Annotated in this window: 26 protein-coding genes, 2 pseudogenes and 1 riboswitch; of the genes and pseudogenes, 20 read left to right on the top strand and 8 right to left on the bottom strand. The window is 34.5% G+C overall.

The genetic code is table 11. The features are described from left to right. Window positions 1–3 precede the first annotated feature (3 nt). Together AAIE21_RS06580 and AAIE21_RS06575 are read right to left on the bottom strand one after the other, a co-directional pair. Window positions 4–333 (bottom strand): DUF3147 family protein, encoded by a 330-nt coding sequence (locus AAIE21_RS06580; RefSeq protein WP_343266029.1) that lies wholly within the window; start codon window positions 331–333, stop codon window positions 4–6. Continuing rightward, a complete protein-coding gene (locus AAIE21_RS06575) occupies window positions 317–727 on the bottom strand; it encodes a MarR family winged helix-turn-helix transcriptional regulator (protein ID WP_343266028.1) in 411 nt (136 codons plus the stop codon). Before AAIE21_RS06575 ends, AAIE21_RS06580 begins: the two co-directional genes overlap by 17 nt. 158 nt (window positions 728–885) lie before the next feature. Here AAIE21_RS06575 and AAIE21_RS06570 point away from each other — a divergent pair, with 158 nt between their 5' ends. Beyond that, window positions 886–1,680 (top strand): PP2C family serine/threonine-protein phosphatase, encoded by a 795-nt coding sequence (locus tag AAIE21_RS06570; protein WP_343266027.1) that lies wholly within the window; start codon window positions 886–888, stop codon window positions 1,678–1,680. 130 nt (window positions 1,681–1,810) lie between these two features. Beyond that, window positions 1,811–2,188: pseudogene (locus tag AAIE21_RS06565) on the top strand (DUF5643 domain-containing protein); the annotation flags it as partial. A gap of 45 nt (window positions 2,189–2,233) precedes the next feature. Here AAIE21_RS06565 and AAIE21_RS06560 read toward each other — a convergent pair. Continuing rightward, window positions 2,234–3,307 (bottom strand): beta propeller repeat protein, encoded by a 1,074-nt coding sequence (locus AAIE21_RS06560; RefSeq protein WP_343266026.1) that lies wholly within the window; start codon window positions 3,305–3,307, stop codon window positions 2,234–2,236. A gap of 223 nt (window positions 3,308–3,530) precedes the next feature. Between AAIE21_RS06560 and AAIE21_RS06555 the strand changes: the two genes are divergently transcribed. Next, complete coding sequence (locus AAIE21_RS06555) at window positions 3,531–4,433, top strand: cation diffusion facilitator family transporter (RefSeq protein ID WP_343266025.1); 903 nt, start codon at window positions 3,531–3,533, stop codon at window positions 4,431–4,433. Window positions 4,434–4,624: 191 nt separating this feature from the next. Continuing rightward, window positions 4,625–4,795 (top strand): Fur-regulated basic protein FbpA, encoded by a 171-nt coding sequence (fbpA, locus tag AAIE21_RS06550; RefSeq protein WP_343266024.1) that lies wholly within the window; start codon window positions 4,625–4,627, stop codon window positions 4,793–4,795. Between the two features lie 61 nt (window positions 4,796–4,856). On the opposite strand, the gene AAIE21_RS06545 is transcribed toward fbpA, so the two are convergent. Both AAIE21_RS06545 and AAIE21_RS06540 read right to left on the bottom strand, forming a co-directional pair. Beyond that, on the bottom strand, window positions 4,857–5,528 hold the full coding sequence (locus AAIE21_RS06545) for a GntR family transcriptional regulator (protein WP_343266023.1): 672 nt from the start codon (window positions 5,526–5,528) through the stop codon (window positions 4,857–4,859). A gap of 16 nt (window positions 5,529–5,544) precedes the next feature. Beyond that, complete coding sequence (locus tag AAIE21_RS06540) at window positions 5,545–6,510, bottom strand: DMT family transporter (RefSeq protein WP_343266022.1); 966 nt, start codon at window positions 6,508–6,510, stop codon at window positions 5,545–5,547. 161 nt (window positions 6,511–6,671) lie between these two features. Between AAIE21_RS06540 and AAIE21_RS06535 the strand changes: the two genes are divergently transcribed. Continuing rightward, window positions 6,672–6,989, top strand: coding sequence for a DUF3784 domain-containing protein (locus AAIE21_RS06535; protein WP_343266021.1), 318 nt, complete (start codon window positions 6,672–6,674; stop codon window positions 6,987–6,989). A 54-nt stretch (window positions 6,990–7,043) separates the two neighbouring features. Here the strand turns inward: AAIE21_RS06535 and AAIE21_RS06530 are convergent, their stop codons facing one another. Beyond that, complete coding sequence (locus tag AAIE21_RS06530) at window positions 7,044–8,231, bottom strand: GTP-binding protein (protein WP_343266020.1); 1,188 nt, start codon at window positions 8,229–8,231, stop codon at window positions 7,044–7,046. A 173-nt stretch (window positions 8,232–8,404) separates the two neighbouring features. On the opposite strand from AAIE21_RS06530, the gene AAIE21_RS06525 reads away from it, so the two are divergent. The 7 genes from AAIE21_RS06525 to fumC all read left to right on the top strand — a co-directional run bounded on the left by AAIE21_RS06525 (window position 8,405) and on the right by fumC (window position 16,447). Continuing rightward, window positions 8,405–9,397 (top strand): permease, encoded by a 993-nt coding sequence (locus AAIE21_RS06525; protein ID WP_343266019.1) that lies wholly within the window; start codon window positions 8,405–8,407, stop codon window positions 9,395–9,397. A 12-nt stretch (window positions 9,398–9,409) separates the two neighbouring features. Beyond that, the gene (locus AAIE21_RS06520; RefSeq protein ID WP_343266018.1) at window positions 9,410–10,276 is read left to right on the top strand and encodes a TIGR03943 family putative permease subunit; all 867 of its coding nucleotides are present in this window, start codon (window positions 9,410–9,412) and stop codon (window positions 10,274–10,276) included. 394 nt (window positions 10,277–10,670) lie between these two features. Beyond that, window positions 10,671–11,405 carry an ABC transporter ATP-binding protein gene (locus AAIE21_RS06515; protein WP_343266017.1) on the top strand — a complete coding sequence of 245 codons (735 nt, stop codon included), beginning with the start codon at window positions 10,671–10,673 and terminating at the stop codon, window positions 11,403–11,405. Further along, a complete protein-coding gene (locus AAIE21_RS06510) occupies window positions 11,398–12,228 on the top strand; it encodes an ABC transporter permease subunit (protein WP_343266016.1) in 831 nt (276 codons plus the stop codon). The genes AAIE21_RS06515 and AAIE21_RS06510 overlap by 8 nt, the downstream gene beginning before the upstream one ends. A 317-nt stretch (window positions 12,229–12,545) precedes the next feature. After that, window positions 12,546–13,949: a Na+/H+ antiporter NhaC gene (gene nhaC / locus AAIE21_RS06505; protein WP_343266015.1), complete on the top strand. Its 1,404-nt coding sequence runs from the start codon at window positions 12,546–12,548 to the stop codon at window positions 13,947–13,949. Between the two features lie 215 nt (window positions 13,950–14,164). Further along, window positions 14,165–14,950 (top strand): TerC family protein, encoded by a 786-nt coding sequence (locus tag AAIE21_RS06500; protein ID WP_343266014.1) that lies wholly within the window; start codon window positions 14,165–14,167, stop codon window positions 14,948–14,950. A 108-nt stretch (window positions 14,951–15,058) separates the two neighbouring features. Then, the gene (gene fumC, locus AAIE21_RS06495) at window positions 15,059–16,447 is read left to right on the top strand and encodes a class II fumarate hydratase (RefSeq protein ID WP_343266013.1); all 1,389 of its coding nucleotides are present in this window, start codon (window positions 15,059–15,061) and stop codon (window positions 16,445–16,447) included. 435 nt (window positions 16,448–16,882) lie between these two features. On the opposite strand, the gene AAIE21_RS06490 is transcribed toward fumC, so the two are convergent. Beyond that, on the bottom strand, window positions 16,883–18,103 hold the full coding sequence (locus AAIE21_RS06490) for a macrolide family glycosyltransferase (protein ID WP_343266012.1): 1,221 nt from the start codon (window positions 18,101–18,103) through the stop codon (window positions 16,883–16,885). Window positions 18,104–19,192: 1,089 nt separating this feature from the next. Between AAIE21_RS06490 and AAIE21_RS06485 the strand changes: the two genes are divergently transcribed. From AAIE21_RS06485 to AAIE21_RS06475, 3 genes and pseudogenes are all read left to right on the top strand, one after another. Next, complete coding sequence (locus AAIE21_RS06485) at window positions 19,193–19,957, top strand: DUF2087 domain-containing protein (RefSeq protein ID WP_343266011.1); 765 nt, start codon at window positions 19,193–19,195, stop codon at window positions 19,955–19,957. Between the two features lie 28 nt (window positions 19,958–19,985). After that, window positions 19,986–20,325, top strand: a pseudogene (locus AAIE21_RS06480) (GIY-YIG nuclease family protein). A 17-nt stretch (window positions 20,326–20,342) separates the two neighbouring features. Further along, entirely contained in the window at window positions 20,343–21,752 is a 1,410-nt protein-coding gene (locus AAIE21_RS06475; protein WP_343266010.1) for an MATE family efflux transporter, read from the top strand. 66 nt (window positions 21,753–21,818) lie between these two features. Here the strand turns inward: AAIE21_RS06475 and AAIE21_RS06470 are convergent, their stop codons facing one another. Then, a complete protein-coding gene (locus AAIE21_RS06470; protein ID WP_343266009.1) occupies window positions 21,819–22,517 on the bottom strand; it encodes a peptidase E in 699 nt (232 codons plus the stop codon). 139 nt (window positions 22,518–22,656) lie between these two features. Here AAIE21_RS06470 and AAIE21_RS06465 point away from each other — a divergent pair, with 139 nt between their 5' ends. From AAIE21_RS06465 to AAIE21_RS06445, 5 genes are read left to right on the top strand one after another with little or no spacing between them, the layout of a single operon-like run. Continuing rightward, window positions 22,657–23,070 carry a BlaI/MecI/CopY family transcriptional regulator gene (locus AAIE21_RS06465; RefSeq protein WP_343266008.1) on the top strand — a complete coding sequence of 138 codons (414 nt, stop codon included), beginning with the start codon at window positions 22,657–22,659 and terminating at the stop codon, window positions 23,068–23,070. 4 nt (window positions 23,071–23,074) lie between these two features. Continuing rightward, window positions 23,075–23,887, top strand: coding sequence for a M56 family metallopeptidase (locus AAIE21_RS06460; RefSeq protein ID WP_343266467.1), 813 nt, complete (start codon window positions 23,075–23,077; stop codon window positions 23,885–23,887). Between the two features lie 55 nt (window positions 23,888–23,942). Beyond that, window positions 23,943–24,656, top strand: coding sequence for a cytochrome c biogenesis CcdA family protein (locus AAIE21_RS06455; protein WP_343266007.1), 714 nt, complete (start codon window positions 23,943–23,945; stop codon window positions 24,654–24,656). A gap of 17 nt (window positions 24,657–24,673) precedes the next feature. Continuing rightward, window positions 24,674–25,228, top strand: coding sequence for a TlpA family protein disulfide reductase (locus tag AAIE21_RS06450; RefSeq protein ID WP_343266006.1), 555 nt, complete (start codon window positions 24,674–24,676; stop codon window positions 25,226–25,228). Window positions 25,229–25,242: 14 nt separating this feature from the next. Further along, complete coding sequence (locus tag AAIE21_RS06445; protein WP_343266005.1) at window positions 25,243–25,926, top strand: prolipoprotein diacylglyceryl transferase family protein; 684 nt, start codon at window positions 25,243–25,245, stop codon at window positions 25,924–25,926. 155 nt (window positions 25,927–26,081) lie between these two features. Then, window positions 26,082–26,224: riboswitch (cyclic di-AMP (ydaO/yuaA leader) on the top strand. Window positions 26,225–26,247: the final 23 nt, after the last annotated feature.

The following is a 26,247-nucleotide window of genomic DNA, read 5'->3' as shown; positions in this document are numbered from 1 at the left end:
CCTCTAGGATTGAAATATTTTTTGACAAGCGAAAGCGATACACCAAATACCGATACCAAATAGTACAGAGGTACTTAGTGAAAAAGAATTTTTTAATCCAATATAAACAATAAATAATAGGAGTGCTGATGCAGGAAATCCATATAATACTCCTAAAGTAAATTGACTTAATTCTTGTTTACTCCCGCCTTCAACAGAAATCCAAAACAAGCTAAGCAAACTAATAAGTGGAAGGGCAGCAATAAATCCACCAACTGTACTATAATGTTTTGCAAACTCAGTTATACCACCGATGATGAGGGCGGAGACAATGACTTTAACGAGGAAATGCATATTTTGACTCCTTTGCTAGTAATGAAAAGGCCTTTTCAATTAATTGTTGTTCTTCTTTTGAAAATTGGGATTCTAATACTTTTAATTTTTCTTCATCTAATAATGTATGTTTCGCTAACGCTTCCTTACCTTCAGTAGTCAATGCAAGGTTAACGACTCGTTCATCTTGTTTATTTCGTTCCTTTATAACGAATCCTTTTTGAATCAGGCGTTTCACATGCTCTGATGCGGTATTATGAGATAAGTCTAATTCAGATGCAATCTTACCAATTGTAGTTTCTGTTTCTCGGGAAATGATTTGAAGGATCCGAATGGCTTGGTGAGAAAGATTGTCTTCATATTCATATCGTAAGTGATAATAAATGGTTTCCCAATTTTGATTGATGTTTTTCATGATAAAAATCCTCCGTTTGTATTTATATCGTATAATAAGATATATTCGTTTTGTAAGAAGTAAATTCCTTCTATTTAACATAAAAAAATGAAAAAGTTTATTTTTCTTGCAATATACGGTACTCTTAGTGTAAAGGCATACAAATAGCAAGAGAGAGGATGATTGAAGTGCATACATTTAAATGGATTAGTCATGAAAAGATGTATTTAGACCAAGTGCATGTTGAAAAATGCGGTCCTCTTTCAGTTGGTATATATGGCGGGAATCAAGAGAGCGATGCATATGAAAGAGGAGATGCAGTACTAGCTTGGTGGGACCCGCAATTAGAATTTGAATTTGTTATGATTTTTGACGCTCATCATAAAACGAAAAATATACATTATATAATAGAAGCAATTTCTGAAAGAAAAGAGAAGTTACAAGAATTATTCTCATATCCCATTCATCTAGCGTTCCATCATACACATATGTATTTATTAGCATTGTTTACAGATGAGTTATTTATTGAGAAATGTGAACAAGAGAATGAAGAACTTGCATGTTTAATTTGTTTACGAAAAGGTGAGTTCTTATATTGGTTATCAGTTGGCAACTGCTTTGCCTATTTATTTCATCGAGAACAATTACTGAATGGAAAAGGAAGATTAAATAAACGTAAATTCTACGAGTATATTGGAAGAAAAAATGTTTTTTCTGCTAATACGCCGTGTTTTACTTCAGGGGTTCGTGGATTAGAGAAGGGAATCAATCATATTGTTTTGGCGACAGACGGTGTGTTAGAGTGTGATAAGTCAACGTTTGATGATAACCAGTCTTTACTTGAGGTGCTGCATAAAGGAGATTGCCTTCAGATTGAGCCTGCATTAGCAAGCGTGCTTGAATGGAAGGGAAGAGATTGTGCGACTATTATTGGTTGGTCAATTGATACAGAAAATAGAGAATGTGCGAATTAACATTTTTCATAAAGTGAGCTTAGGATAGAGACATTCTAAGCTCACTTTATTTTTCTTGAATAAATGAGAATGGAAGTGAGATTTGAATAATCCAATATAAACAACCCTTCAATGTATTCCTAATATATTGATGGAAGTAACGTCTATGTCATTCATCATTTTTTACAATCAAGAGAATTCTAAGGAGTTATTAAATAAGTGGGATGATGCTGATGTTGAGTTAGAGGTTAAGGATGATTTAGGCAATCGATATGCAGGTAAAGGTAACGGAGGAAGTACAGATATAGAGCAAAATAAAAGTAGTTGGAGTGCAACATTCCAAAAACTCAATGAAAATGCAACAAAATTAATTGTGACTCCTCATGTAAATATGCGAATTCGCACACCTGAGAACTATGGGGCAGTAGAGATAATCGGCGGAAAAGAGAAGAAAATAGAAGTACCCAAAAGAGAAGCGAAAAGTAGAGATATTGTTTTAGGTGATATCGTAATTGATATAAAGAAATAAAAATGAAAGGACTGTCTTGGTAAATAAGCAGTCCTTTTTCTTTTATTAAGAAGTTGTAACTAATAAGGCGTGAGGGTGCTGCGTTTTATATTCTTCTTTCCAAGGAATGTTTAATTGTTCCCAAGTTTGCCCGCTATCTAAAGATTGGAATACACCATTATTGTTTAAAGTATAAAATGCATGAGGTTCGGCAGGATTTGTTGCAAGCATAGAAATGACAGTTCCAATTGCTGACGATAGCCCGTGCTGCACTTTTTGAAAAGGAGTGTTTTTTGTTTTTCGATAAATATAAGATTCATAAGGGATACGATGGTGAGCTAGGTCAGCGCTTGGTGCAGCAGAGACAAGTATCGTATTACAATCACCAGGATCAATAGCCATACTATATAAATAGTGATGTTCTAAACCCTCGCTACAAGAAATCCAACTGTTTCCGCTATTATAACTTTCAAGATATGCACGTTCAGGTCCGCTCATAAACCCATCGCCACATGATGCATAAAGGCGATTAGGGGCCTGTGGATGCATAAGTAGTTGGTGAGCATCAATAGGAGCACCGAATTTTTTATCCTCCCATGTTTGGCCATTGTCTTTACTTTGGATAACAGCTCCGGCTTCAATTGATACATGGATCGTATCTTGCTTATTTGGATCAACTGTAATCCAACGAACATGATGTGTAAATGGACGTGGTGGAAATGCCCATGTATATGAAGATAGCAATGATTTCATGTTCTTACACTCACCCCATGTTTCGCCACCATTTTCTGAATAAAACAAAGCGCTAGGCTCCGTTCCCACATAAACAATGCCGTAACCGTTAACTTGTTTAATAGGACTTATAGCGATAGAAGTAATGGCAGAATGTAAAATACCATCGTCTTTAGGAAAGTCAAAATAGCGGTAAGAATCTCCAATTGGTCGCCAAGAATCACCTCTATCATCGCTTAGCCATAACCCTCGGCCAAATGTTCCGCAATATATACGATTTGGTTGAAATGGATCAACCGCAATACAAGTAGGTTGCATATTTTGTAAGTGATATCGAACTTGAAGTTCTTCATTTCTTTCTTTCACCACAAGAAGTTCACGTTCCATACAAAGGAATAATCGCTTCAATTTTATATCCTCCTCTTCATTTCTTAACAGTATTAAATAATATGAGAAAGAAAAAGAAGTAGTCTTATTTTTGGTTGAGAAAAAGGAAATAGTAGTAGGAATAACGAAAGGGGTATAAGTGAAGGGATGGATCGTGGATAGGGGTGTAAGTGAATAGACTTGGATACATTGGTAAGGTTTGTCACATAATAGAATGCAGAAATTATTTTTGAAGGGGATTTACATGGGACATTCACATCATCATGGTCATTCACAAAATAAAAAAGCATTAATGATAGCATTCATATTAACGACAAGTTTTATGATTGCCGAGGTCATTGGCGGATTTGTAACGAATAGTTTAGCACTTTTATCAGATGCTGGGCATATGCTAAGTGACGCAGTCTCCCTTGCTTTAAGTTTGCTTGCTTTTAAAATTGGAGAAAAAAAGCCCACTTTAGATAAAACATATGGATATAAGCGAATTGAAATGTTAGCTGCATTATGTAATGGTGTTGTTCTTATCATTATTTCGATATACATTTTTATCGAAGCAATTCGCCGTTTTCAAGAACCAGTAGAGATTGCTAGTAATGGGATGTTAATCATCGCTGTTCTTGGTTTATTTATTAATATTACATCAGCATGGATGTTAATGCGAGGCGGAGATGTAAAAGGAAATTTAAATGTACGAAGCGCCTTTTTACATGTATTAGGTGATTTGCTAGGTTCAGTAGGAGCGATTATAGCTGCTTTACTCATTAAGTTTTTTGGATGGACGGCTGCCGATCCAATTGCAAGTATCCTCGTTTCCATACTAGTTATTATAAGTGGCTGGCGTGTAACACGTGATACTGTTCATGTATTGATGGAAGGTGCACCAGGGCATATTGATGTAAAAGAAGTGAAAGACACATTATTAAGCATTGCAATTGTAAAAGAGATACATGACTTACACATATGGTCGGTTACATCAGATTTTCAAGTTTTAACATGTCATCTTGTTATAGAAAAAGGTGAGGAGACACAAGGTGTATTAGCAAAAGCGACACGTTTATTGAAGGATAGGTTTCATGTAGAACATGTTACGATACAAATAGAAGTAGCGGGAGAGTTTATCCATAAAGAGCCACTTTGCGAAGTATGAAAGAAAAAGATGATAAAAAGTGTCATAAACAATCTTACGAAACATACATATATATAATGTGGCCACAAACAGTTTGTAAGGTGAATATTTCATTATATTACTTTACTTATAAAACATCATCTTTTATAATCAAAGTGGTAATTGATAAAGATTATCATTTTCAATAATTGTAGAAAGGAGTTTTTAAAAAGATGAGTAGTCAACTCCGTTTTGCTGTTGAAAATCGTAAGAGGCAGTTAATCGATCAGTTAATTGGGGCAGGGGTGTTTAAAGTTCTTGATCGGCAATTATACGAGCTTTCCTTAGAGGAATTAGAAAAAGAGTATAGGGACATTGAGAAATATGCGGGGATTCGCGCATAGTTATATAGAATGGTAAATGAAGAGCCGTTTACGTTGTAGAAAACGTAAACGGCTCTTTCTGTTATTTTGCAGAAATCATTTTTTGAATTTCTTTCATTGGTCGCAACCAGTTTTGCGACATGATTTTTTCTATTTGTGCCGTATCCTGTTTTTTTAATGCCTCAATGATTAAATTGTGTTCTTCAATCGATTGACGTGCAGGAATGAAGTTTTGAAAAAATAGATATTCGAGACGTAATACATGAAGCTGAATGTTTGCTAAGAAAGGTTCAATATATGTATTTTTAGCGATTGATACGATTGTATTGTGAAATTGTATATCTAAGTGTAATGCTTGTTTTGAATTTTTTTCATCTATGGCATTTTCAAATGCTTCGTTTATTTCAGAAAGTCTCATTAGATCAGTTTCGTTTATTTGATGAATTGCTTGTTTTCCAATAATAGTATGAAGACCAGCGATCGTTTCATAAATGACAGATACATCTTCTAGTTTTATAGGGGCAATTTTTGTTTTTTGTCCTGGAATCATCTCGACCAGTCCTGAAAGTTCTAACACTTGTAGTGCTTCTCTAACGGGTGTTCTACTCACACCTAAAGCTTCAGCTAGCTCTCCGTCATTAATTTTTTCATCAGGCTGTAAAACACCTTCAATAATCCAATCTTGTAATTGATTTAACACAAGTGACTTAGCGGATACTCTTTCTTGCTTTCGATAGTTTTGAGGAATAGGCATGACCAGACAGTTCCTTTCATTTTATGTTTTGTTTTTTTGTCTCGACCAGTCGTAGTTTCGGTTTTCCTTCATCAGGCTTTTGACTAAGTACAAGTACCATTACAATAACACAAAGAGCGCCTAATAATTGAAATGATTGAAACGGAACATGCAAAATGAGAATAGAAGAAATGATAGCTGCAAGCGGTTCTGTACAACCAAATAATGTCGTTTCTTTCGGTGTAAGATACCGTATGCTGTCTAAATATAAATAAAATGCGATGAGTGTTCCGAAAATAACAACGAATGCAATGAGAAATAGGTTGTTAGGCTGTAAATATTTCATACCTGATAATAAGATGAGCTCGTTCGTGGAGAAAAAATGTAAGATGGTTACACCAACTCCTCCAATAATCATGCCCCATCCAACAATGACAGATGAAGACCATTTCTCTAATAATTCCTTTGAATAAAGGCTATAGAATGCTAGTGATAGACCAGATAAAATACCCCAAATGATAGCCGGTGTTGAAACAGCTAAATTATCAATAGATCCATTCGTTAGTAAGAAAAAGGTTCCAATTAAAGATAGTGCGATAGAAATAAAATCGATTTTTGTAGGACGAATATTCCATTTAAAGATGAGATAAACAGTTATAAATATTGGTGCTAAATATTGTAACAATGTTGCGACTGCAGCATTTCCTTCTTTAATAGAAGCAAAATAGGTGTATTGTACTGCAAGCATGCCTAACAATCCAAATAGAATCATTTTGTTTGCATCGGCTTTTTGCTTCCAAATGCCGAGTACTTCTGATTTTCTACTGCCAAATGAGGAGAATAAGAGCAGAATACTTCCGGATATAAGTAATCGAATTGTAACTAGCCATTCTGTAGAAACATTTTCTTGTTGAAAAAGTTGCTGTGCAGCGGTCCCGGATAATCCCCATAAACTAGCACCTGTAATGACCATAATAATGCCTTTTAACCGTCCTGAATCCATAGTAGCAGGGCCTCCTTTAAAAAAGAAAATCTAATTGAAATATTGAATATAATATGTAATATATCACGAGTACTATTAAAAATAAACAGAATTTTTTAATAGTACAGTTGAACAAGTAATAGGTGTGATTATGGTAAAATATTGTAAAGGGGGGGGATTTGATGATCGGTGGATTCATAATTTGTTTTCTTGTAGGTATGTTAATCATCATTTTAGGATACCAAATTCATATGAAAAAGCGGTTATTTCTCCTTGCGGGATATCAAGAGGAGACGTTTGTAGGGGATAAAGAGAAACTTGCAAGAATATCAGGTTTTTTTTCTTACGTAATAGGAATTATTACCGTTCTGCTTCCATTTGCATTAGAAGCAATTGGTGATGCTGCGGGGATTGGTTATGGAATTTTTGTTGTTATAAGTACAATGGTACTTGTTATATGGAGTAATGTAATAAATAAGCCCAGTAACTCTAAAGAATAAACGAAAACAAGATGGTAACCTTTTAAGGAAACCATCTTGTTTTTCTATTTTGCATTATGATGCCACGGTAAATAGTGGAATTGGATCAGCAAAATCATCCCAATCCTGCCCCATTTCTTCATCGGTTAATAAGCAAGTATCCAAAGAACGTTCAATGTCATATTGATTCATTTCAACTCCAATAAAGACTAGTTCTGTTATTCGATCCCCGTACTGCTCATCCCAATTTTTTAAGACTTCTGGTTCTTCCTTAAAAATTTGCTGTTGTTCAACTTCAGGTAATGCTGCAACCCATTCACCAGCTCCTTGAATCGTAATCGAAGAACCAGCTTGAGATAGAAGTCCCATCATATGGTTCCGAGATGCGAGCCAGAAAAATCCTTTCGCTCTTACAACATCTAATGGCCAGTTTTGTAAAAATTTCATAAGTCGAACAGGATGAAATGGACGTTTGCGACGATAGACGAATGAACCAATACCGTATTCTTCTGTTTCTGGTGTATGGTGCTTGCTATGTAACTCCTGAATCCAGCCAGCTGCTTGACTTGCCTCATCATAGTTAAATAAATTCGTATTTAAAATTTCATTTAGTAGGACCGCGCTAAATGAAGATTCAATGATTTTTGCGCTAGGATTTAATTTTTGTAATAGCCGATGGAGTTCGATAATATCTTCTTTCTCTAGTAAATCCACTTTGTTCAAAAGAATAACATTTGCAAATTCAATCTGATCAATTAGTAAATCGATAACTTCCCGTGTATCTGTTTCATCGATTGCCTGCTTGCGATCTAGTAAACTTTCCCCCGCTGCAAAATCATCCCAAAATCGGTTTGCATCGACTACAGTAACCATTGTATCAAGACGACATTTGTTCGTTAAATCAATTCCTAGTTCTTCGTCCATATACGTAAATGTTTGTGCAACAGGAATTGGTTCACTAATACCGGAAGATTCAATAACAATGTAGTCAATATCTCCTGCCTCTACAAGGTGATTTACTTCAATAATTAAGTCTTCTCGAAGAGTGCAACAAATGCAACCATTTTGAATTTCTATTAATTTCTCTTCTGTACGAGAAAAACCACCTTGTTTCACAAGAGCAGCGTCAATGTTTACTTCGCTCATATCATTTACAATGACAGCTATTTTTAAGCCCTCTCTATTTGTCAAAATATGATTCAGTAATGTTGTTTTTCCAGAACCTAAAAAACCACTTAATACAGTAATAGGTACTCTTTTCATTATAAATTCCTCCTAATAAATCGTAATCATTACGTTTTATGATAAATGAAAAAGGGGAGGAATGCAATAATAAATCATAATGATTACGATTTGTGAATAGGAATAGAGTATAGAAAAATGTTTAGAAAGTGTCATAGAAAAAAGGGACAAGCATACGTTTAAGTATAAATAAAATGGAGGCGAGGAAGTTGGTTTTTACTAGAATGTCAAAAGAATTAATTGGCACGCTCCTCATTGCTATTTTTCTTTTTTTATTATTTTTTGTAGACTTTACAAGCCTAGCAAACTTGCATAAGAGCATTCCAAAAGAATGGTTAAACGTAAATACAATTTTTTTAAGTATTTTCTTTGAGGCAGTACCTTTTATTTTATTAGGAGTTCTTGTTTCTTCAGTCATTCAAGTATTTGTGACAGAGGAGATGATTCAAAAAATATTACCTCAATCAGCAATTGTTACGATGATTCCAGCTGCATTTGTTGGCGTCATTTTTCCTCTGTGTGAGTGCGTCATCATTCCTGTAGTAAGAAAGCTCATTCAGAAAGGTTTACCCTCGCATGTAGGGATGGTAATTTTAGTAAGTGCCCCGATTTTAAATCCAATTGTGTTTTTATCAACGTATTATGCATTTCGAACAAATCTCAATGTTGTATATGCTCGTTTTGGGTTAGCTCTATTCGTTGCATTATTTATAGGCATAGTTGTGTATTATGTATACCGTAATAAAAACATTTTAAAAGAGCAAACAGTGATTTCTCATGACGAGAAGAAAAAAAGTTGGCGAAATGTAATAAGTCATGGAGTGGATGAATTTTTTGATACAGGCAAGTACTTATTAATTGGTGCGTTCTTAGCCAGTTTATTTCAGACATTTTTAGATCGTAATGTGCTTGCAGAAGTTGCAAATAGCGAAGTAATTTCACCGTTTGTCATGATGGCATTTGGGTATGTACTATCACTTTGTTCGGAGGCAGATGCATTTATCGCAGCGTCATTTGGTCATATATTTTCAGTAAAAGCACTCGTTGCTTTTCTAGTATTTGGTCCGATGTTAGATTTGAAAAATACATTGATGTTATTCGCTTATTTTCAAAAAAGATTTGTTTTCTTCTTTATTGGAATTGTCACGATTAGTGTATATATCGTTGTTCAGTTTGCAATGAGTTAGGAGATGACGATAATGGAAAAGCAAAGTAAACAAGAGTTTCATGCATATATTCGAGGAGTTATTTTGCTTGGATTTGCGATGCTCCTATTTAAACTATTGGTAACAGGCAATATTGATTATTTTATTGCACCAAAAATGATAAAATTTATCTATTTCGCGTTTTTTCTTTCGCTAATTTTAGGTTGTTTACAAGTATGGAATGGGAATGGGGAGAAAAAAAGAGAATGTAACTGCGGCGAAAATCATACAGTGCCAAAATCAAAAATTAGAATTTGTATGTTATACGCAATTTTTCTCATTCCGATTGTGAGTGCATTTTTATTTTCTAATGTGACAATTGATGGTAGTGTAGCAGCAAAACGTGGCATGAATCAAAGTGCAGGAGCGAAGAAAGAACCCGAAAGTTCTGATTGGAGAGAGCTATTAGTTGATCAAGAAGAAGAACCCATTCAAAACCTTCCTATACCAAAACAGTCACAAGAAGAATTAGAAAAAAGCATCATGAAGCAAAACACAATCCAAGTAGATAATCAAAATTATATTCAAACGATCAATGTAATTGGTCAAGATGTGCTTGGATTTAAAGGGAAAGAAATCACATTTACGGGTTTTGTTTATCATGATAAAGAAGTAAAAGGAGATAAAATAGTAGTTGCCCGTTATGGAATTACATGTTGTATTGCGGATGCTACTGTTTGGGGAATGATTGTTTCTGGTAAAGAGCTAAAAAATCTTCCGGAAGAAACATGGGTGAAAGTAACAGGGACACTAGATGAAACGACATATAAAGGGACGCTATTTCCACTTGTAAAACTAAATAAAGTAGAAAAAATAGAAACGCCGAAGGATCCATATGTATATGATGCTTTGCCGCAATGATAATTTGAAATAGTTAATAGTATTACTAAGGAATAAAGGTGGAAGACGTAAAGAAATATATGAAAAAATTTATGAAAGTTATCAATCAAAAAAGAATAACAGAACATATATAGTATTGATTTTCAAGATAAATAGAAAATAAGCATGCATCTTCTTTTGAACTTAGTAGATGCATGCTTATTTTATAAAACATAAAACAGTACCTTGCAATAAATAATACTTAATGATAACATGTAGTTGTAAATGGTAAATATTTCTTTGTATAAATTAGGAAGTAGGTGATGCTATACACTTTATTAAATTCTAAAGTTAAAAGTAAAACTTCTAAGTACAACAGAAAATAATTCACTGGGTTAAAATTTATCAAAAAATAATTAAATTAGGAGGCTTAATAATGAATGCAAAACGTGTACTGTTGGAAGTTTCTCATATACATAAGTCTTTTCGAAATATGAAGGTTGTAGAAGATATGAGTTTTAAAATTTATGAAGGAGATGTTGTGGGATTTATTGGACCAAATGGTGCTGGGAAAACAACAACAATCCGCATGATTTTAAATTTAATTCATCGTGATGGCGGAACAGTAACAATTGGTGGACATAATATTGATAGTGAATTTAGTCAAGCGATGGAAAAGGTAGGAGCGATTGTAGAAAATCCAAGCTTTCATGGGAATCTTTCAGGATATAAAAATTTGAAGTTAGTAGCCAATTTAAATGATGTATCTGAGAAACGGATTTGGGAAGTTCTTAATCTTGTGCAACTACAAGCACGAGCTAAAGATAAGGTAAAGGAATATTCATTAGGAATGAAACAGCGCCTTGGTATTGCGATGTCTTTACTGAAAAAACCTGATGTATTAATTCTAGATGAGCCAACAAATGGATTAGATCCACAAGGAATACGAGATATGAGAGCGATGATTAAAGAGTTGGCGGAGAAAGAGAAAATAGGACTCCTTATATCAAGTCATATTTTGCATGAACTTGAACAAGTATGTACGCGATTTCTCATTTTAGATAAAGGAAAATTATTATTAGATTGTAAACGAGAGCACCTTGATCAAGAAATAGGCTCTTTAGAACATTTATTCTTTGACACAGTAGAAGGAGTGATGGTTTATGCTTAAAATGGTTGGAAATGAACTGATAAAAATGTTTTCTGGGAAAAGAATGTATGTGTTTATTGCCGTTTCTCTTCTTTATGTAATTGTTACACTCGTTTCTACGAAGAATATGATGGAAAATATGGGGACAATTAAAGAGAATATTCCTGCCAATTTAAATCTACCACCTGTTCCTGAAATTGCATTAAATGGATTTTCGGCAAGTACTATTACATTAGATGGGATATCAAGCTTTTTATTAGTAGTATATATCATTGTATTGGCGGCAAGTAGTATAACTGATGAATATAGAGACGGAACATTAAAATTACCATTGTTACAAGGAATGAAGAGAAATTCTGTAATTCTTAGTAAATTGATAGCATTAAGTTTTATCATTGTATTCTTTTTAGTATTTAATTTTATCGTTTCTATTGCAAGTGGTTCCTATTTATTCGGTCTTGGAGAACAATTTATGTTGCAGCACCCTAGTTATGGAAAGGTAGAATTATCAATACTTGAAGGCATAGGAGTGCTTCTTCAAATGAATGGTGCAACATTCTTATTTTTGCTTGCTGTCACAGCGGTTGTGATGTATGTTTCGATTAAAATGAATAGTACAGCAAATGCAATTGGAATTGGTGTTGGTCTATTATTAGCAATGAATATTATCGGAAGTTTAGGGTTATCTTTGAATTCTTATTTCATTTTTGGTTACACAAAGTTTCATGAGAAAATCTTAAATCATGATGGTGTACTTTTAGGAGTGGGGATTTTAGTTTTACACTTTTCAATTTTTCTAGCATTAAGCTTGTATGATTTTAAAAGAAAAGACCTTGTGCATTAATGGAGGTTCTCTTTCATATCTTGAGGGAATATTTATATAATGAAATGATAGAAAGCAAAAAACTGTTGACTGATTTAGTTCAGCAGTTTTTTGCTTTTTAGGCTGTTTTTAGGGGGATATAAATAAAAATACGGTTTTTTAATAATTTTTATTGCGAAATATCGGCTCTACTTTTACAATGGAAAAGGTGTATATTTATTATACTAAAAAAACAAATCGGAATAATATGAAAATTATAGCTTGTCTTTGTGCGTTATATTCAAAAGTACATATTAGGCGACATACATCATGTTATCGACTTGTAAGGAGAGAAGCAAATGAAAAGTGTAAGATTACCATCGATTCCAGAAATCATTATTCTTTTATTACTGTTTCTTGCTGTTGTCTTTTCCTTTCAAACGATCTTTAATTTGCCGATTCAACTAGCGCTATTTATTTCATGGTTTTTAGTAATTGCGCTTGGATTAAGATTAGGGTTTCGTTATCAAGAATTGCAAGAGGCAATTACAAAGGGAATTTCAAACGGATTAGAAGCTGTGCTCATCTTAGTTGCTGTAGGAGCACTAATTGGAACGTGGATTGCTGGCGGCGTTGTACCGACATTAATCTATTACGGATTAGAATTTATTCATCCGAGTATATTCTTATTAGCAACGTTAATTATTTGTTCGATTACTTCTCTTGCAACAGGTACATCGTGGGGAACAGTTGGTACAGCTGGTATTGCCATGATGGCAATCGGTGAAGGTCTTGATTTACCACTTCCATTAGTTGCCGGAGCAGTACTTTCAGGAGCATACTTTGGGGACAAATTATCTCCGCTATCTGATAGTACAGTACTCGCTGCTTCAATGGCAAAAGTAGATGTTATTGCGCACGTTCGTGCGATGCTTGTACTAGATGTTCCAGCATATATTATTACCGGAATTATGTTTACAGTTGCTGGTTGGATGTATGGTGGGGACAATGTTGATTTAAACAAAGTTGAATTTTTAAAAGAGGAATTATTACAGCAATTTGATATTAAAATTTGGATGCTTGTTCCAGCGGTTATTGTTATTGCACTATTAGCAATGAAAAAACCATCAATGCCAACAATTGCAATGGGAGCGCTTCTCGGTGCAATTTGGGCGACGCTTTTCCAAGGTATGAACTTTGGGGATGCAATCGGAACAGCATATAACGGTTTCTCTATTGAATCAGGTGTGGATTTTATTGATAAGTTGCTAAATCGCGGCGGAATCAATGGTATGCTTGGTTCAGTAGCTGTTATTATTTTTGGATTAGGTTTCGGAGGGTTGCTTGAAAAACTCGGTGTTTTAAAAGTAATCGTATCAAAATTTGAGAAGAAACTAAACTCTGCAGGAAATGTAACGCTGTCTACATTAATCGTTGCTTTCCTAGCAAACGTATTCGGCTGTGCGATGTACGTATCACTTATTTTAACTCCAAAAATTATGCAAGATAGCTATGATAAATTAAAACTTGATCGTCGTATATTAGCACGTAATTCAGAGGTAGGTGGAACGCTAACTTCAGGGATGGTTCCATGGTCTGATAACGGGATTTTCATGGCTGGTATATTAGGCGTTGCAACATTATCATATATTCCATTCATGTGGATGAGCTTTGTATCGTTAGCACTGGCAGTTATATACGGATATACAGGGAAATTCATTTGGTATGTTGATGATACTGAAAAAGGGAAGCAAGCGTCATAACATAAGCATAAAGAATCATCCTTTGCGTATAGCAGAGGGTGATTTTTTTTGTAAAAGCAATACAGGGATAAGTTTATGTGGTCTATAGGAAATAAATGGCTACCTGAAAAAGCCTTGATGAGTGAAAGATACAGCAAACTCTCTTTCTTATCTTTCCGGTATATTTGCTATACTAACAAGCACAATATATAGTATCAAATACCAGGAGGAAAGGCATGGACGGATCATTACTGTTAGAGTATGGAGGGATTATATTAATTCTTATCGCACTAGAAGGAGTGCTATCTGCAGATAATGCTCTTGTACTTGCGATTATGGTTAGACATTTACCTGAAGATGAGCGTAAAAAAGCATTATTTTATGGATTGTTTGGAGCGTTCGTATTGCGGTTTGGCTCATTATTTTTAATTTCGTTTCTTGTGAATGTATGGCAGATGCAAGCGATTGGTGCTGTTTATTTATTGTTTCTTTCTGCTAGAAGTTTAGTTAAAATATATCGAAAAAAGAAGTGGCAAAGAGAAAAGCACGGAGAGCAGGAAAACAAGATTGAAGAAAATACTCCGAAAAAGAAAAGTGGTTTTTGGCTAACAGTTTTGAAAGTAGAGATTACAGATACTGCATTTGCGATTGATTCAATTTTAGCTGCAGTGGCTCTTACATTAACAATTACACCACTAAATAAAGGGATGATAGGTGGACTTGACTCAGGGAGATTTTTCGTTATTTTAACGGGTGGAATGGTTGGTTTAATTATTATGCGATTCGCAGCTTCTTATTTTGTGAAGTTGTTGCGTGAAAGACCTGGTCTTGAAACGGCGGCTTTTATGATTGTTGGGTGGGTTGGTGTGAAGCTTATTGTTTCAACGCTAGCGCATCCTATGGTTGGAATCATTGATAAGGATTTCCCGCAATCAGTTACGTGGAAAGCTATTTTTTATATCATATTAATTGCGATTGGTGTTTGTGGTTGGTTTTTATCTCCTGATCCATCTGAAACATAATTTTTTAAATATAGAATTATGAATAAATAAGAGTGAGAATCCTTATCATTTGAAAGGAAGTCTGTTACAATAAAAATGTAGCTATTATATTTTCAAGGGGATGAAAACATGGAATACAGAATTGAAAGAGATACATTAGGAGAAATGAAAGTTCCAGCTGATAAATTATGGGCAGCACAAACACAACGCAGTAAAGAAAACTTTCCGATTGGAACGGAGCATATGCCACTTGAGGTTGTACAAGCATTTGCAATTTTAAAGAAAAGTGCAGCAATTAGCAACCAGAAATTAGGAAAGTTATCAGAAGAAAAAGCTCAGGCGATTGTAGAAGCAGTTGATGAGATATTGGCAGGAAAATGGAATGAACATTTCCCGCTTGTTGTATGGCAAACAGGTAGCGGTACACAATCGAATATGAATGTGAATGAAGTAATCGCAAATCGCGGGAATCAAATTTTGAAAGAAAAAAGGCTTGATGCACATATTCATCCAAATGATGATGTGAACATGTCTCAAAGTTCAAATGACACATTCCCAACAGCGCTTCATGTTGCTTGTGTAATTGCGGTGGAAAATCAAGTATTACCAGCAATTACGAAATTAAAAGAGACATTACAAGAAAAAGTAACTACTTTTCAACATATTATTAAAATTGGCCGTACGCATTTGCAAGATGCAACGCCTCTAACATTAGGACAAGAAATTAGTGGTTGGCACCGTATGCTTGAAAAAACGGAGCGTATGATTACGGAGAGCAATACATATATGAAAGAGCTTGCAATTGGTGGTACTGCAGTTGGAACGGGCATTAATGCGCATCCGAAATTTGGTGCGATGGTAGCGGAAGAGATTAGCCAGTTTACAGGTAAACAATTCGTATCAGCACCGAATAAGTTTCATGCATTAACAAGTCATGATGAGGTTGTATTTGTACATGGTGCATTAAAAGCATTAGCAGCTGATTTAATGAAGATCGCAAACGATGTACGTTGGCTTGCAAGCGGTCCACGTAGTGGCCTTGGTGAAATTATTATTCCTGCAAATGAGCCAGGAAGTTCTATTATGCCAGGTAAAGTAAATCCAACGCAAAGTGAAGCATTAACAATGGTAGTAGCGCAAGTTATGGGGAATGACGCAACAATTGGATTTGCAGCGAGCCAAGGTAACTTTGAGTTAAACGTATTCAAACCGGTAATTGCATATAATTTCTTACAATCAGCTCGTTTATTAGCCGATGCGACAGTTTCGTTCAATGATAAATGTGCGGTTGGTATCGAAGCAAACGAAGAAGTGATTAACCAAAACGTAAATCGTTCTTTAATGCTTGTTACAGCATTAAACCCACACATTGGCTATGAAAATGCAGCGAAAATTGCGAAGCATGCTCATAAAGAGGGATTAACGTTAAAAGAAGCAGCATTACAATCAGGACTATTAACGGAAGAGCAATTTGATGAAATTGTAGATCCGAAGAAAATGATTGCACCGAAAGAATAATCTTAATGAATAATGAAGAGCCAAAATTCTAAATTTAGAATTTTGGCTCTTTTGTTATGGTAAGATAAGCGAAATGAAAGTGAGGTGAGGAGAATGAAATACACCATTTCTATACTATCAGTACTTATCACATTTCCCGTATTGCAATCATTATCAGAAATTATTTTACATACCTTTACATAGCTGATTCACTAGATTGGACGAGCATTGCAACGATAACTCCAGCGGTATCTACGAATCACTTCTTTGAGATGGACTACATACAATTACTCTTCGTTTTTTTATCTTCCATCGTAGGATTTGCAACCCTTAAGCTTATTGAAAGAAGGAAAAGGAGAGCAAGATCAAAGTAAATCTAATAATTAGTTTCACACGATAACGCTTATGTGCTATAAAAAGCTCCATATTAGTGAAAACATGGAGCTTTCATAATTTTTATGAACGAGTAAATTTGAAAATTTCATTAGCAGCTCTAGCATAACCACCCGCGTTACGAAAGGATTGACTAATTTTTTGGGTATTCTTTTTGTAAATGGGGTTTTTTAGCATTTCATTAACAGCTTCTTTGATATCCTCCACCGATAGTTGTTGAATATTTAACATCGTTCCTGCACCAAGTTCTTTTACTCGTTCAGCAATCGTATGCTGATCATTTATGATAGGAAGCATAACTAAGGGTACTTCAAAATAAAGCGATTCATTGGTGCTGTTCATTCCGCAATGGCTAATAAAGAGATCAGTTTGACGAAGTATATCTAATTGAGGAACGTAGTTACGCACAATAAAGTTATCAGGTATATCCTTTAGCTGATCTGCCTTTAATTGTTTGCCTATGTTTAGCACCACTTTAACTCTTAAATCTTTTAAAGCGATAAAGCACTTTTGATAAAAGTCTGGCTGATTGTTCATTATCGTTCCCAGAGAAATGTAAATTACACGTGTTTCATTTAATAGATTCATTGGAAAATCGTTTGCAATTTCATTTTTTGTAATGGAAGGACCAACAAAAATATAGTCCTTCTGAAAAACGCTGCTATTTCTTTGGAAATAGGAAGAAGTGAAGACGATATTTAAATCTCCTGAACCAGGGCAAAGTAAGAAGTTATAAGATAATGGGAATTTATATTTGTTTTCTAAATATTGTTTGCGTTTGGCGATTTCTTCTAATTGTAAAAATGCATTTAACATGGCCAAACGTTCTTGTTTTTGTTCCATATTATCTATTCCTGTCAGGGACATATTTATTTTTGCATCTTGTGAATATGCAAAAGTGGTCCATGTTGCAATAGATAATAATTTATTTTGGTTGGCAATCCATTTGCCAGGTAAAGACTGTGCATCGTATATGAGATAATCATACGTTTCGTTGGAAATGTCTTCTAGAATAGAGTCGGTGATTGATTCCATTGCACTTAGAAATTGCAATAAATATTCTTGAGGCTGGGAAGCCATAAAATCCATACTTTCTGCAAGCTTTTTTTGTGCCTTTTGATTAACGGGGTGGAACTGGGCACCGACTTTTTTAATTTTTTCTTCAAAATGATTGGATGAATAATAGACAATATGTTCTCCTCGTTTTATTAAATCACTTACTAATCCAAGTGTTGGGTTTACGTGTCCTTCCCCACCAACGTTGATGTAAAGTGCTTTTTTCATCTTTATCCCTCCATTAAATATAAGTTGATATATACCTTAGCAAAGAGAATTCAAGTTTTATCCCGCTATTTGCGGGCATTAAGACCCCCACCTTAAGAAAACAAGGAAGGTAGGTGGGGACTAATAATCAGTGGGCGATGAAGAAAATCTCCACTGATTAAAGTTTCACTTTATAAGTAATGATTTCTATAGCGGTGCGAAATACAAAATATGATGATTGTTATAATAAAAATCTCTACTTTTTGTGGATGTATGTTATATTTTTAAATATAAACGAATTTTTATTTTGTTTATATTTTAACAAACATTTTTAGTTATTGTCTATATAATAATAATAAATACGGTGAGGGTATAGATCGTACTTATATGGAGCGGATTGAATAGTGAGGAAGCAATAATGTTATCTTTAGAAATAGATGGATAAGAAATAAGAGGGAGTTTCATTTATCCTGCTATTTGCGGGCAGTAAAACCTTAAAAAATTTAAATGTAATATTATGATTAAACGCATGGATATGCATAATTGCATATTTTGTTCTGAGTGAATTCATGTAATATTTAAAAATATGAATGCTGCTATTTACACTTGAGGTTTGGTAACGAATGAATATATTGTTTAGTTTTTGCGATTAAGGGTGGTTTAGGGTGAGTTGTAAAAAGGTATTATGATAGGTGTACTGTGCGCATGTCTATTTACTTTGAATGGTTGTGAATATTGGAGTGGATTTCGAGGTGATTGGAACCAATTAACGAATATAAAGGAAATCATAAAAGTAAGTAAGATCTTGATAGATATTGTAGTGAAACTGTAATCTGTTGTTTTTGATCATAATATGGAAATGAACATAAAGAATAAATAAGACGATATGATCGGGCGTAAAAAACAAAAATCTTTTAACAGATTTTTGTTTTTTTAAATTGTAAAATGCTCCTCACGGCATATCTTATGCAAACGTTTTTTAATTTGTTTGTAAAATAGGTAAACGAAAAGTTGAAAAGTTTATTTTTATTATGTTAAGATGATGAGGTAGCAACAAACGATATCGTGATTTGTTTGTATTTTAATAAACTATTTGGAGGATTGTTTAGTATGAATGATATTTCAGAGCGATTTTGGGAAGCCTCAGTTGAAGAACTAAAAAAAGGATATGTATTTGAAAAGGAAACAGAAGAATACGTTTGTTTAGCTTGTGGAGAAAAATTTATTAGAGGTGTTATTTATCAAGATCATAATGTTTTGTATGAAGCAGAGAAATTCGCACAGTTGCATATTGAAAAGGAACATACATCTATGTTCGATTATTTATTAAGTCTTGATAAGAAGTTTACAGGTTTAACTGATTTACAAAAGAAGATGGTGCAATTCTTTCACATGGGTTTAAATGATAAAGAAATTGTGAAAGAACTGGATGGTGGAAGCACATCAACAATTCGAAATCATCGCTTTACATTGCGAGAGAAGATGAAACAGGCTAAAGTGTTTTTAGCACTGATGGAACTGTCAGAAGAAAAATCGAAGGTGCAGTCTAAATTTTTACCCATTCATCGAACAGCTACAATGGTGGATGACAGATATAACATTACAGAAGAAGAGAACGATGAAGTGTTGAAGCTGCATTTCACGGAAGGATTAGATGGACCACTTGTTAAATTTCCTAAGAAACAAAAGCGCAAACTTATTATATTGAGACATTTAGTGAAAAAGTTTGATAGCAGTGAGAAGTATACGGAAAAAGAAGTGAATGAAATTTTAGAAAACGTGTATCCGGATTTTGTAACTTTGAGAAGATATTTAATTGAATATGGTTTTTTAGATCGAACAGCTGATGGAAGTAAATATTGGGTTAAGTTATAAGGAAAGATAAAAGAAAAGGGAAAGGGAAATGAATAGAAGAGAAGAATCAAAACAACTATACAAAGAAACAGAGATTGAAGCTGATATTTATCGTATTACAAATACAAGAAATAAGAAAATGTATGTGGAGAGTACGATGAATTTGAAGACGTTTTGAACTCAATATTGGTTCTCATACAAACAAAGCCCTGCAAGAGGAATGAAAGCAACATAGTGCAGATGCCTTTGAATTTGAAGTGCTAGAAGTCTTGAAAAAGAAAGAGACTGGGTATTTTAATGTTAAGGAAGAATTGAAAAAATTAGAAGAGAAGTGGCTGAAGGAATTGCAGCCATATGGAGAGCGTGGGTACAACCGAGCAATCTCTTGATAAAGGAGAAATGAAATTTGAAATCACCGACAGAGAATATTCAAGAAGGTGTAGAGTCACAAAATCAACAAAAGGAAGGGAAACCTATATGGAAATCAATGTCCATGTTTTTAGTTCCTTTGCTTTTAAGTAATGTATTACAGTCAGTTGGACAATTATTTGGGATGGTAGTAGTAGGAAGATGGCTTGGTGTAAATGATTTAGCTGCTATTTCTGCGTTTTTTCCATTGTTCTTTCTACTTGTTTCATTTGTAATTGGAATTGGCTCGGGTAGTTCTATTTTAATCGGGCAGGCATTTGGTGCTCGTAATGAAGATCGCGTGAAAGCAGTTGTTGGGACAACGCTCACATTTACATTTATACTAGGAGCCGTTTTAGCGGTAGTAGGAAGCATATTCGCAATGGATATTATGCGTCTTATGGGGACACCAGAAAACATTATTGATATGAGTGTACACTATGCACGCATTTTATTTATTTCAATGCCGGTGTTATTTTTATATTTTGCATATACAACATTTATGCGAGGTACAGGAGATTCCAAAACACCATTTTACTTTTTAATCGTTAGTACAGTATTAAATATGATATTATTGCCTGTTCTTATCTTTGGTTGGTTAGGAATGCCGAAACTTGATGTTTATGGAGCAGCTTATGCTTCTGTTATATCAACAATTGTAACGTTTGTTGTCATGCTTGTTTATTTAAAGAAGAAAAATCATCCGTTGCAATTGGATGAAACAGTACGAAAATATCTTCGTATGGACTGGGAATTATTAAAGTTATTACTGCGCCTGGGTATTCCAGCTAGTATCAATATGATATTAGTTTCACTATCTGAAATTGCAGTAATTGCATTTGTAAATCGCTTCGGTTCTGATGCGACCGCAGCCTATGGAGTTGTGAACCAAGTGGCAAGTTATGTACAAATGCCAGCGGTCAGTCTTGGAATTACAGTATCCATTTTTGCAGCACAGTCTATTGGTGCGAATCAATTTGATAGGTTGCAGAAAGTCGTTCGAGCTGGAATTGTGATGAATTATATCATTGGTGGTGTAATAATCGCTCTTATTTACATGTTCTCAAGAGAAATTTTATCACTGTTTCTAACAAGTCCCGATACAATTGAAATTGCACATAGTTTAGTTATGATTACGTTATGGAGTTATTTAATTTTTGGTCATGCGCAAATTATTGGAGCAACAATGAGAGCAAGCGGAACTGTACTATGGCCAACCGTTATCGGTGTTGTATCGATTTGGCTTGTAGAAGTACCAGTTGCTTATTTCTTATCATATCATACGGACCTTGGTATAGAAGGTATATGGATTGGCTATCCAGCAGCATTTATTGTGAGCTTACTGTTACAATACGGATATTATAAACTTTCATGGCAGAAGAAACGGATTACGCGACTTGTTAGTTAAATGGAAAACAAATAAAAGTGTCCCTGAGCCTTCTAGCTTAGGGACACTTTTATTCTATATGCTTACTCATAAATAACTTTTCAAAGTTACATCAAAATGGTGCCTCATGAGTTGTCCATCATGCATATAGAATTCCCAGGCTTTCTCTGGATCACCGATAATTTCAAAGGAATTTTCTGTTATGTATAAAGCGCAATTATCCTCTAAAGCAATTCCATCTATATCACCTGCATGATTTTGTAAGAATAAATGGAAAGCAGTCGCTCTATCCGGCTGATTGTAATGGGGACAGAAGTGTTTGTTTACCATATTCCAGCCATCGCTTTCTATATAGCCATCTCCTTTATAACTAGAACGAAGGCCGGTTGTAAACCAGCACATAGCACCAGCACTATATCCTGCAATGAATGTTCCATTGTGTAGGGCTTCTATTAACTTTTCATCTATTTTGTTTTCCTTCCATTTTTCAAGCATATTGATATAATTTCCTCCGCCTAAATAAATGAAATCAGCAAAATGAATCATTTCCCTTATTTTATCTTCGCTAACGCTTTCTTTTATACAGCGTAGAATATGAACATCACATTGTAACTGCTTTTCAAATGTTTCTCTAAATTCTTTTATATACCCTTCATCATCATTGCTTGCCGTTGGGATAAATAATACTCTTGGAGATCGTTTCCCGGTTAATTCTATAAGTCGTTGATTTATATGGAAATGATCTGTTTGTTCAAAGTAACCTCCACCAATTACAGCTAACTTCATAATGAAGCACCACCTAATAGATTTTTGTTATTTGTAGAATTTCGCTATAGAAGAGTTGCATTCCTGCTGTAACTGTAATTCTATATTTGACCTTTCATTCATTTTGTACTACAATTCGTAGTGTGAGAGGAGGCCGAGTATGTTCACACAAAACTATAAGTTAAATGAGCAAGGATTAAATCATTTCTTTGGACCGCTTGAAGCGAAGATTATGGAGATTATTTGGAATACTCCAGATGTTACGATTAAAGAAGTACAACAGAAATTAAGCGAAGAATCTCCTGTGAATTTTAATACAGTAATGACTGTGATGAATCGGTTAGTAGAAAAAGGGCATCTGCAAAAACAAATGGTAAAAAGAAGCGGTGTATACCGTGCTATACAAACGAAAGAGTCCTTTTTATCAAATCAAACAAAGAAAATGACACAGGAATTAATGGGGGAATTTGGTGATCTCGTTGTGAATCACATGTTAGATGAATTAGACCAAGCTGATCCAGTTTTAATAAAGAAGTTAGAAGCAAAACTCAATCAACTGAAAAAAGAGGACTAGTATGATGAAGTGGCAAATACGAAAAATGATATTGTTAGCAAGCATCATTAGTATTTTCTTTTTCGGTATGTTAGTGTACTACGTTACATATCCATTTCTCTTTGAAAATAAAGCTCTTTTTTTATCACAGTTTTGTCTCTTTGAATTGCAAAAACATATGAGAGAATTATCCATCATTCGCGTCATAATGGGAGGATTGCTGTTATTCACTTTATTTGTTGTATGTAAAAGAGTATGGAAGCAATTTTTCTATAGTCAGAAATTCAAGCAAAATCTAATTGGGATTAATCGAAAAGGAAAACAATTGTACTTACTGCCATCATTAGAAGTTACAGCATTTACAATTGGATTGTTTCATCCGAAAATCGTTCTTTCAGAAGGTGTATTTCAATCTTTTTCAGAAGAAGAAGTTGATGCAATTGTATTGCATGAAGAATATCATCAAAAGAATCGTGATCCTTTAAAATTGTTTCTCTTTACGGTGTTAGCAGAAGGGATGATATACGTTCCAGTATTGAAAGGGATGTTACAACGTTATCATACGTATCAGGAGCTATTGGCGGACAAATATACGATGGATCAAATGAAATCATCGTTTGAATTAGGTAGTGCATTGTTAAAATTAATGAAAATAAAAACAACATCTAATCCGTTCATAACAGCGTCGTTTGCAAAGACGGCAATTAATTTGCGTATTGAGCAAATTATTAGTCCGTCATCTATAAAGCTTAGCATGCCGTTACATACAAATTCCGTTTATGTGACAATAGGGCTATTTCTCATTTCGTTTGTACTTATTATTGGAGAGTGCATATAGCCTCTTTTTTTAATATTAAACACTACTGTGTGTAGTGTTTTGTAGGAGGAATAAAATGAACACAGCAGATTTAACGATATGGCTTGTAGTGGGAGCGGGGATACTTTCATTTGTATCACCATGTTCATTGCCGTTATATCCATCTTATTTATCATATATTACAGGTGTTTCCATTCAAGATTTAAAAGAAAACCGCGGTATGATGCAAAAAACAGCACTGATGCACACATTGTTTTTCATCATCGGTTTTTCCATTATATTTTATGCACTAGGTTTATCGGTAAGTTGGATTGGTGTGACCTTTTCATCCAATCAAAGGCTCATCCAACAAATCGGTGGCATCTTTATTATCATCATGGGCTTATTTATGACAGGGCTGATTCAACCGAAATGGCTTATGTCTGAAAAGAAATTTCATTATAAAAGTAAATCAACAGGGTATATTCGTTCTATTTTTGTTGGTATGACGTATGCAGCTGGATGGACACCATGTGTGGGACCAATATTTTCTGCAGTATTAATGCTTGGTGCAACTAATCCAGATGAGGCTCTTCTTTATATTACAGCATATACGCTTGGTTTTGCGGTTCCATTCTTTATCATGGCATTTTTTATAAGTAAGGTAAAATGGATCGTTACATATGCGGGCGTTATGATGAAAATTGGCGGTAGCATGATGGTTTTAACAGGTATTTTACTTTATACGAATCAAATGACGAAAATAACAGCATTCTTTATCAGATTATTTGATGGATTTACAGGATTTTAAAAATAGGGGGAAAGAAAGTGAAAAAATTAATTGCAATTATACTGGCTGGAGCACTTATGTGGGCTGGAGTTAACTTTTATAATTCCAAGCAAGAAGAAAAAGAACGGAAAGCGAAACAAGCAGCACAGCAAGAGAAAGAAGTATTACCTCAAGTAGGATTTAAGGCACCGAAAATTACACTTAAAGGATTAGATGGAAAGCTTTATTCATTAAATGATGCAAAAGGAAAACCGTATATTATTAACTTTTGGGCATCATGGTGTGGTCCATGTGAAATGGAAGCACCAGACTTAGTGCGTCTTTATGATAAATATAAAGGAGAAATCGAAATTTTTGCGGTGAATGCAACGGTCAGTGATCCGGTATCAGAAGCAAAGGCATTTGCGGATCGTTTTGGATTTAAGTTTCCTGTTTTACTAGACATGGATGGAGTAGCTGGGCTTGATTATAAAATTTTTTCATTACCAACAACGTTTTTTGTTGATAAAGATGGCATCATTGTAGAACAAGTGCGCGGAGTATTACCACCGGATCAGTTGGAAAAGAAATTTAAACAATTAATTGAGAAGTAAAAGGGGACCACAGAATGATGGAGTGGATAGTGAAAATACAGCCGATTTCTTCTATAGTGGGAAGTTTATTTGGACTCATGCTCATGAAATTAAAAATGAAAAGTCAAGGTCTTTCATATGAAAGAATGATGAATGTCGTAACAAATGGATTTTTTATCATTATATTAACATGGAAATTCGCACCAGCAATTTTGAATCCAAGGTGGGCTTTTCAATCACCGTGGCAAGCATTATTAGCTGTAGGGAGTGCCCAGCACATTATAGTTGGCTGTTTCATTGCCAGTGGGTACATTGTATGGAAATGCAAAAGGGATAATTTCTCGCTTTCTGTTTTACTAGATATACTTCCATTTGGGATAGGAGGCACTATCATTTTCTATTTTCTATTCCATCAAAAAGTTGGTTTGCAGACAACAATGCCGTGGGGAATGAAACTATATGATTCAAAGTTTTCTTATCATCCTATATATATGTATGAAATCTTTATAGCAATCTGTATAACGGGATGGTTGTGGGTACGAAACGAGAGACTAGGAACTAGAAAATACATAAGTTATTTTCTAATTGTAGAAGGGATTGCTCATATATTCATTTCACTTATAAGTGAACAAGTTCCGTTATTATTTGGTCTATCAATGCAGCAGATACTTATTTTTTGTGTGATTAGTATAGGTATCGTATTGTTCCCGAAAAAATAACCAACAGCAATGTACGAGCGATTGTTCATGCATTGCTGTTTTTAGTGTTTTTATAGATTGTATGAATCGTTTATCTTTTTATTTTATCTTTCTTTACAACTACCATTTAGAGGAGTATATTAACAATCAGAATAGCTCAATGTAGACTTTTCAGCCAAATATAATCGCTTAATCCACTTTAGGAGCGGGGGAACCAAATTTGTGCATTTGTCACTAGGGGTGAATCCTTTTATAGGTAGGGCTACTCTCAAGGTCCGAATCCGACAGCTAACCTCGTCAGCGTTTTGAGAGGGGGGACTTGTGTGTGTAAAAAACACTAGG

Source organism: Paenibacillus sp. 102 (assembly GCF_039549175.1).
Lineage (GTDB): Bacteria > Bacillota > Bacilli > Bacillales > Bacillaceae_G > Bacillus_A.
This window is presented reverse-complemented; position numbering and strand designations above follow the sequence as displayed.

Bases quoted from the DNA above. Each gene is read 5' to 3' on its own strand.
- AAIE21_RS06515 (WP_343266017.1), top strand. From the start codon at position 10,671: ATGAATGCAAAACGTGTACTGTTGGAAGTTTCTCATATACATAAGTCT.
- AAIE21_RS06540 (WP_343266022.1), bottom strand. From the start codon at position 6,510: ATGGATTCAGGACGGTTAAAAGGCATTATTATGGTCATTACAGGTGCT.
- AAIE21_RS06545 (WP_343266023.1), bottom strand. From the start codon at position 5,528: ATGCCTATTCCTCAAAACTATCGAAAGCAAGAAAGAGTATCCGCTAAG.
- AAIE21_RS06570 (WP_343266027.1), top strand. From the start codon at position 886: ATGATTGAAGTGCATACATTTAAATGGATTAGTCATGAAAAGATGTAT.
- AAIE21_RS06460 (WP_343266467.1), top strand. From the start codon at position 23,075: ATGAAGTGGCAAATACGAAAAATGATATTGTTAGCAAGCATCATTAGT.
- fbpA (WP_343266024.1), top strand. From the start codon at position 4,625: ATGAGTAGTCAACTCCGTTTTGCTGTTGAAAATCGTAAGAGGCAGTTA.
- AAIE21_RS06520 (WP_343266018.1), top strand. From the start codon at position 9,410: ATGGAAAAGCAAAGTAAACAAGAGTTTCATGCATATATTCGAGGAGTT.
- fumC (WP_343266013.1), top strand. From the start codon at position 15,059: ATGGAATACAGAATTGAAAGAGATACATTAGGAGAAATGAAAGTTCCA.
- AAIE21_RS06580 (WP_343266029.1), bottom strand. From the start codon at position 333: ATGCATTTCCTCGTTAAAGTCATTGTCTCCGCCCTCATCATCGGTGGT.
- AAIE21_RS06465 (WP_343266008.1), top strand. From the start codon at position 22,657: ATGTTCACACAAAACTATAAGTTAAATGAGCAAGGATTAAATCATTTC.
- nhaC (WP_343266015.1), top strand. From the start codon at position 12,546: ATGAAAAGTGTAAGATTACCATCGATTCCAGAAATCATTATTCTTTTA.
- AAIE21_RS06530 (WP_343266020.1), bottom strand. From the start codon at position 8,231: ATGAAAAGAGTACCTATTACTGTATTAAGTGGTTTTTTAGGTTCTGGA.
- AAIE21_RS06485 (WP_343266011.1), top strand. From the start codon at position 19,193: ATGAATGATATTTCAGAGCGATTTTGGGAAGCCTCAGTTGAAGAACTA.
- AAIE21_RS06555 (WP_343266025.1), top strand. From the start codon at position 3,531: ATGGGACATTCACATCATCATGGTCATTCACAAAATAAAAAAGCATTA.
- AAIE21_RS06525 (WP_343266019.1), top strand. From the start codon at position 8,405: ATGGAGGCGAGGAAGTTGGTTTTTACTAGAATGTCAAAAGAATTAATT.
- AAIE21_RS06500 (WP_343266014.1), top strand. From the start codon at position 14,165: ATGGACGGATCATTACTGTTAGAGTATGGAGGGATTATATTAATTCTT.
- AAIE21_RS06510 (WP_343266016.1), top strand. From the start codon at position 11,398: ATGCTTAAAATGGTTGGAAATGAACTGATAAAAATGTTTTCTGGGAAA.
- AAIE21_RS06455 (WP_343266007.1), top strand. From the start codon at position 23,943: ATGAACACAGCAGATTTAACGATATGGCTTGTAGTGGGAGCGGGGATA.
- AAIE21_RS06535 (WP_343266021.1), top strand. From the start codon at position 6,672: ATGATCGGTGGATTCATAATTTGTTTTCTTGTAGGTATGTTAATCATC.
- AAIE21_RS06470 (WP_343266009.1), bottom strand. From the start codon at position 22,517: ATGAAGTTAGCTGTAATTGGTGGAGGTTACTTTGAACAAACAGATCAT.
- AAIE21_RS06575 (WP_343266028.1), bottom strand. From the start codon at position 727: ATGAAAAACATCAATCAAAATTGGGAAACCATTTATTATCACTTACGA.
- AAIE21_RS06490 (WP_343266012.1), bottom strand. From the start codon at position 18,103: ATGAAAAAAGCACTTTACATCAACGTTGGTGGGGAAGGACACGTAAAC.
- AAIE21_RS06445 (WP_343266005.1), top strand. From the start codon at position 25,243: ATGATGGAGTGGATAGTGAAAATACAGCCGATTTCTTCTATAGTGGGA.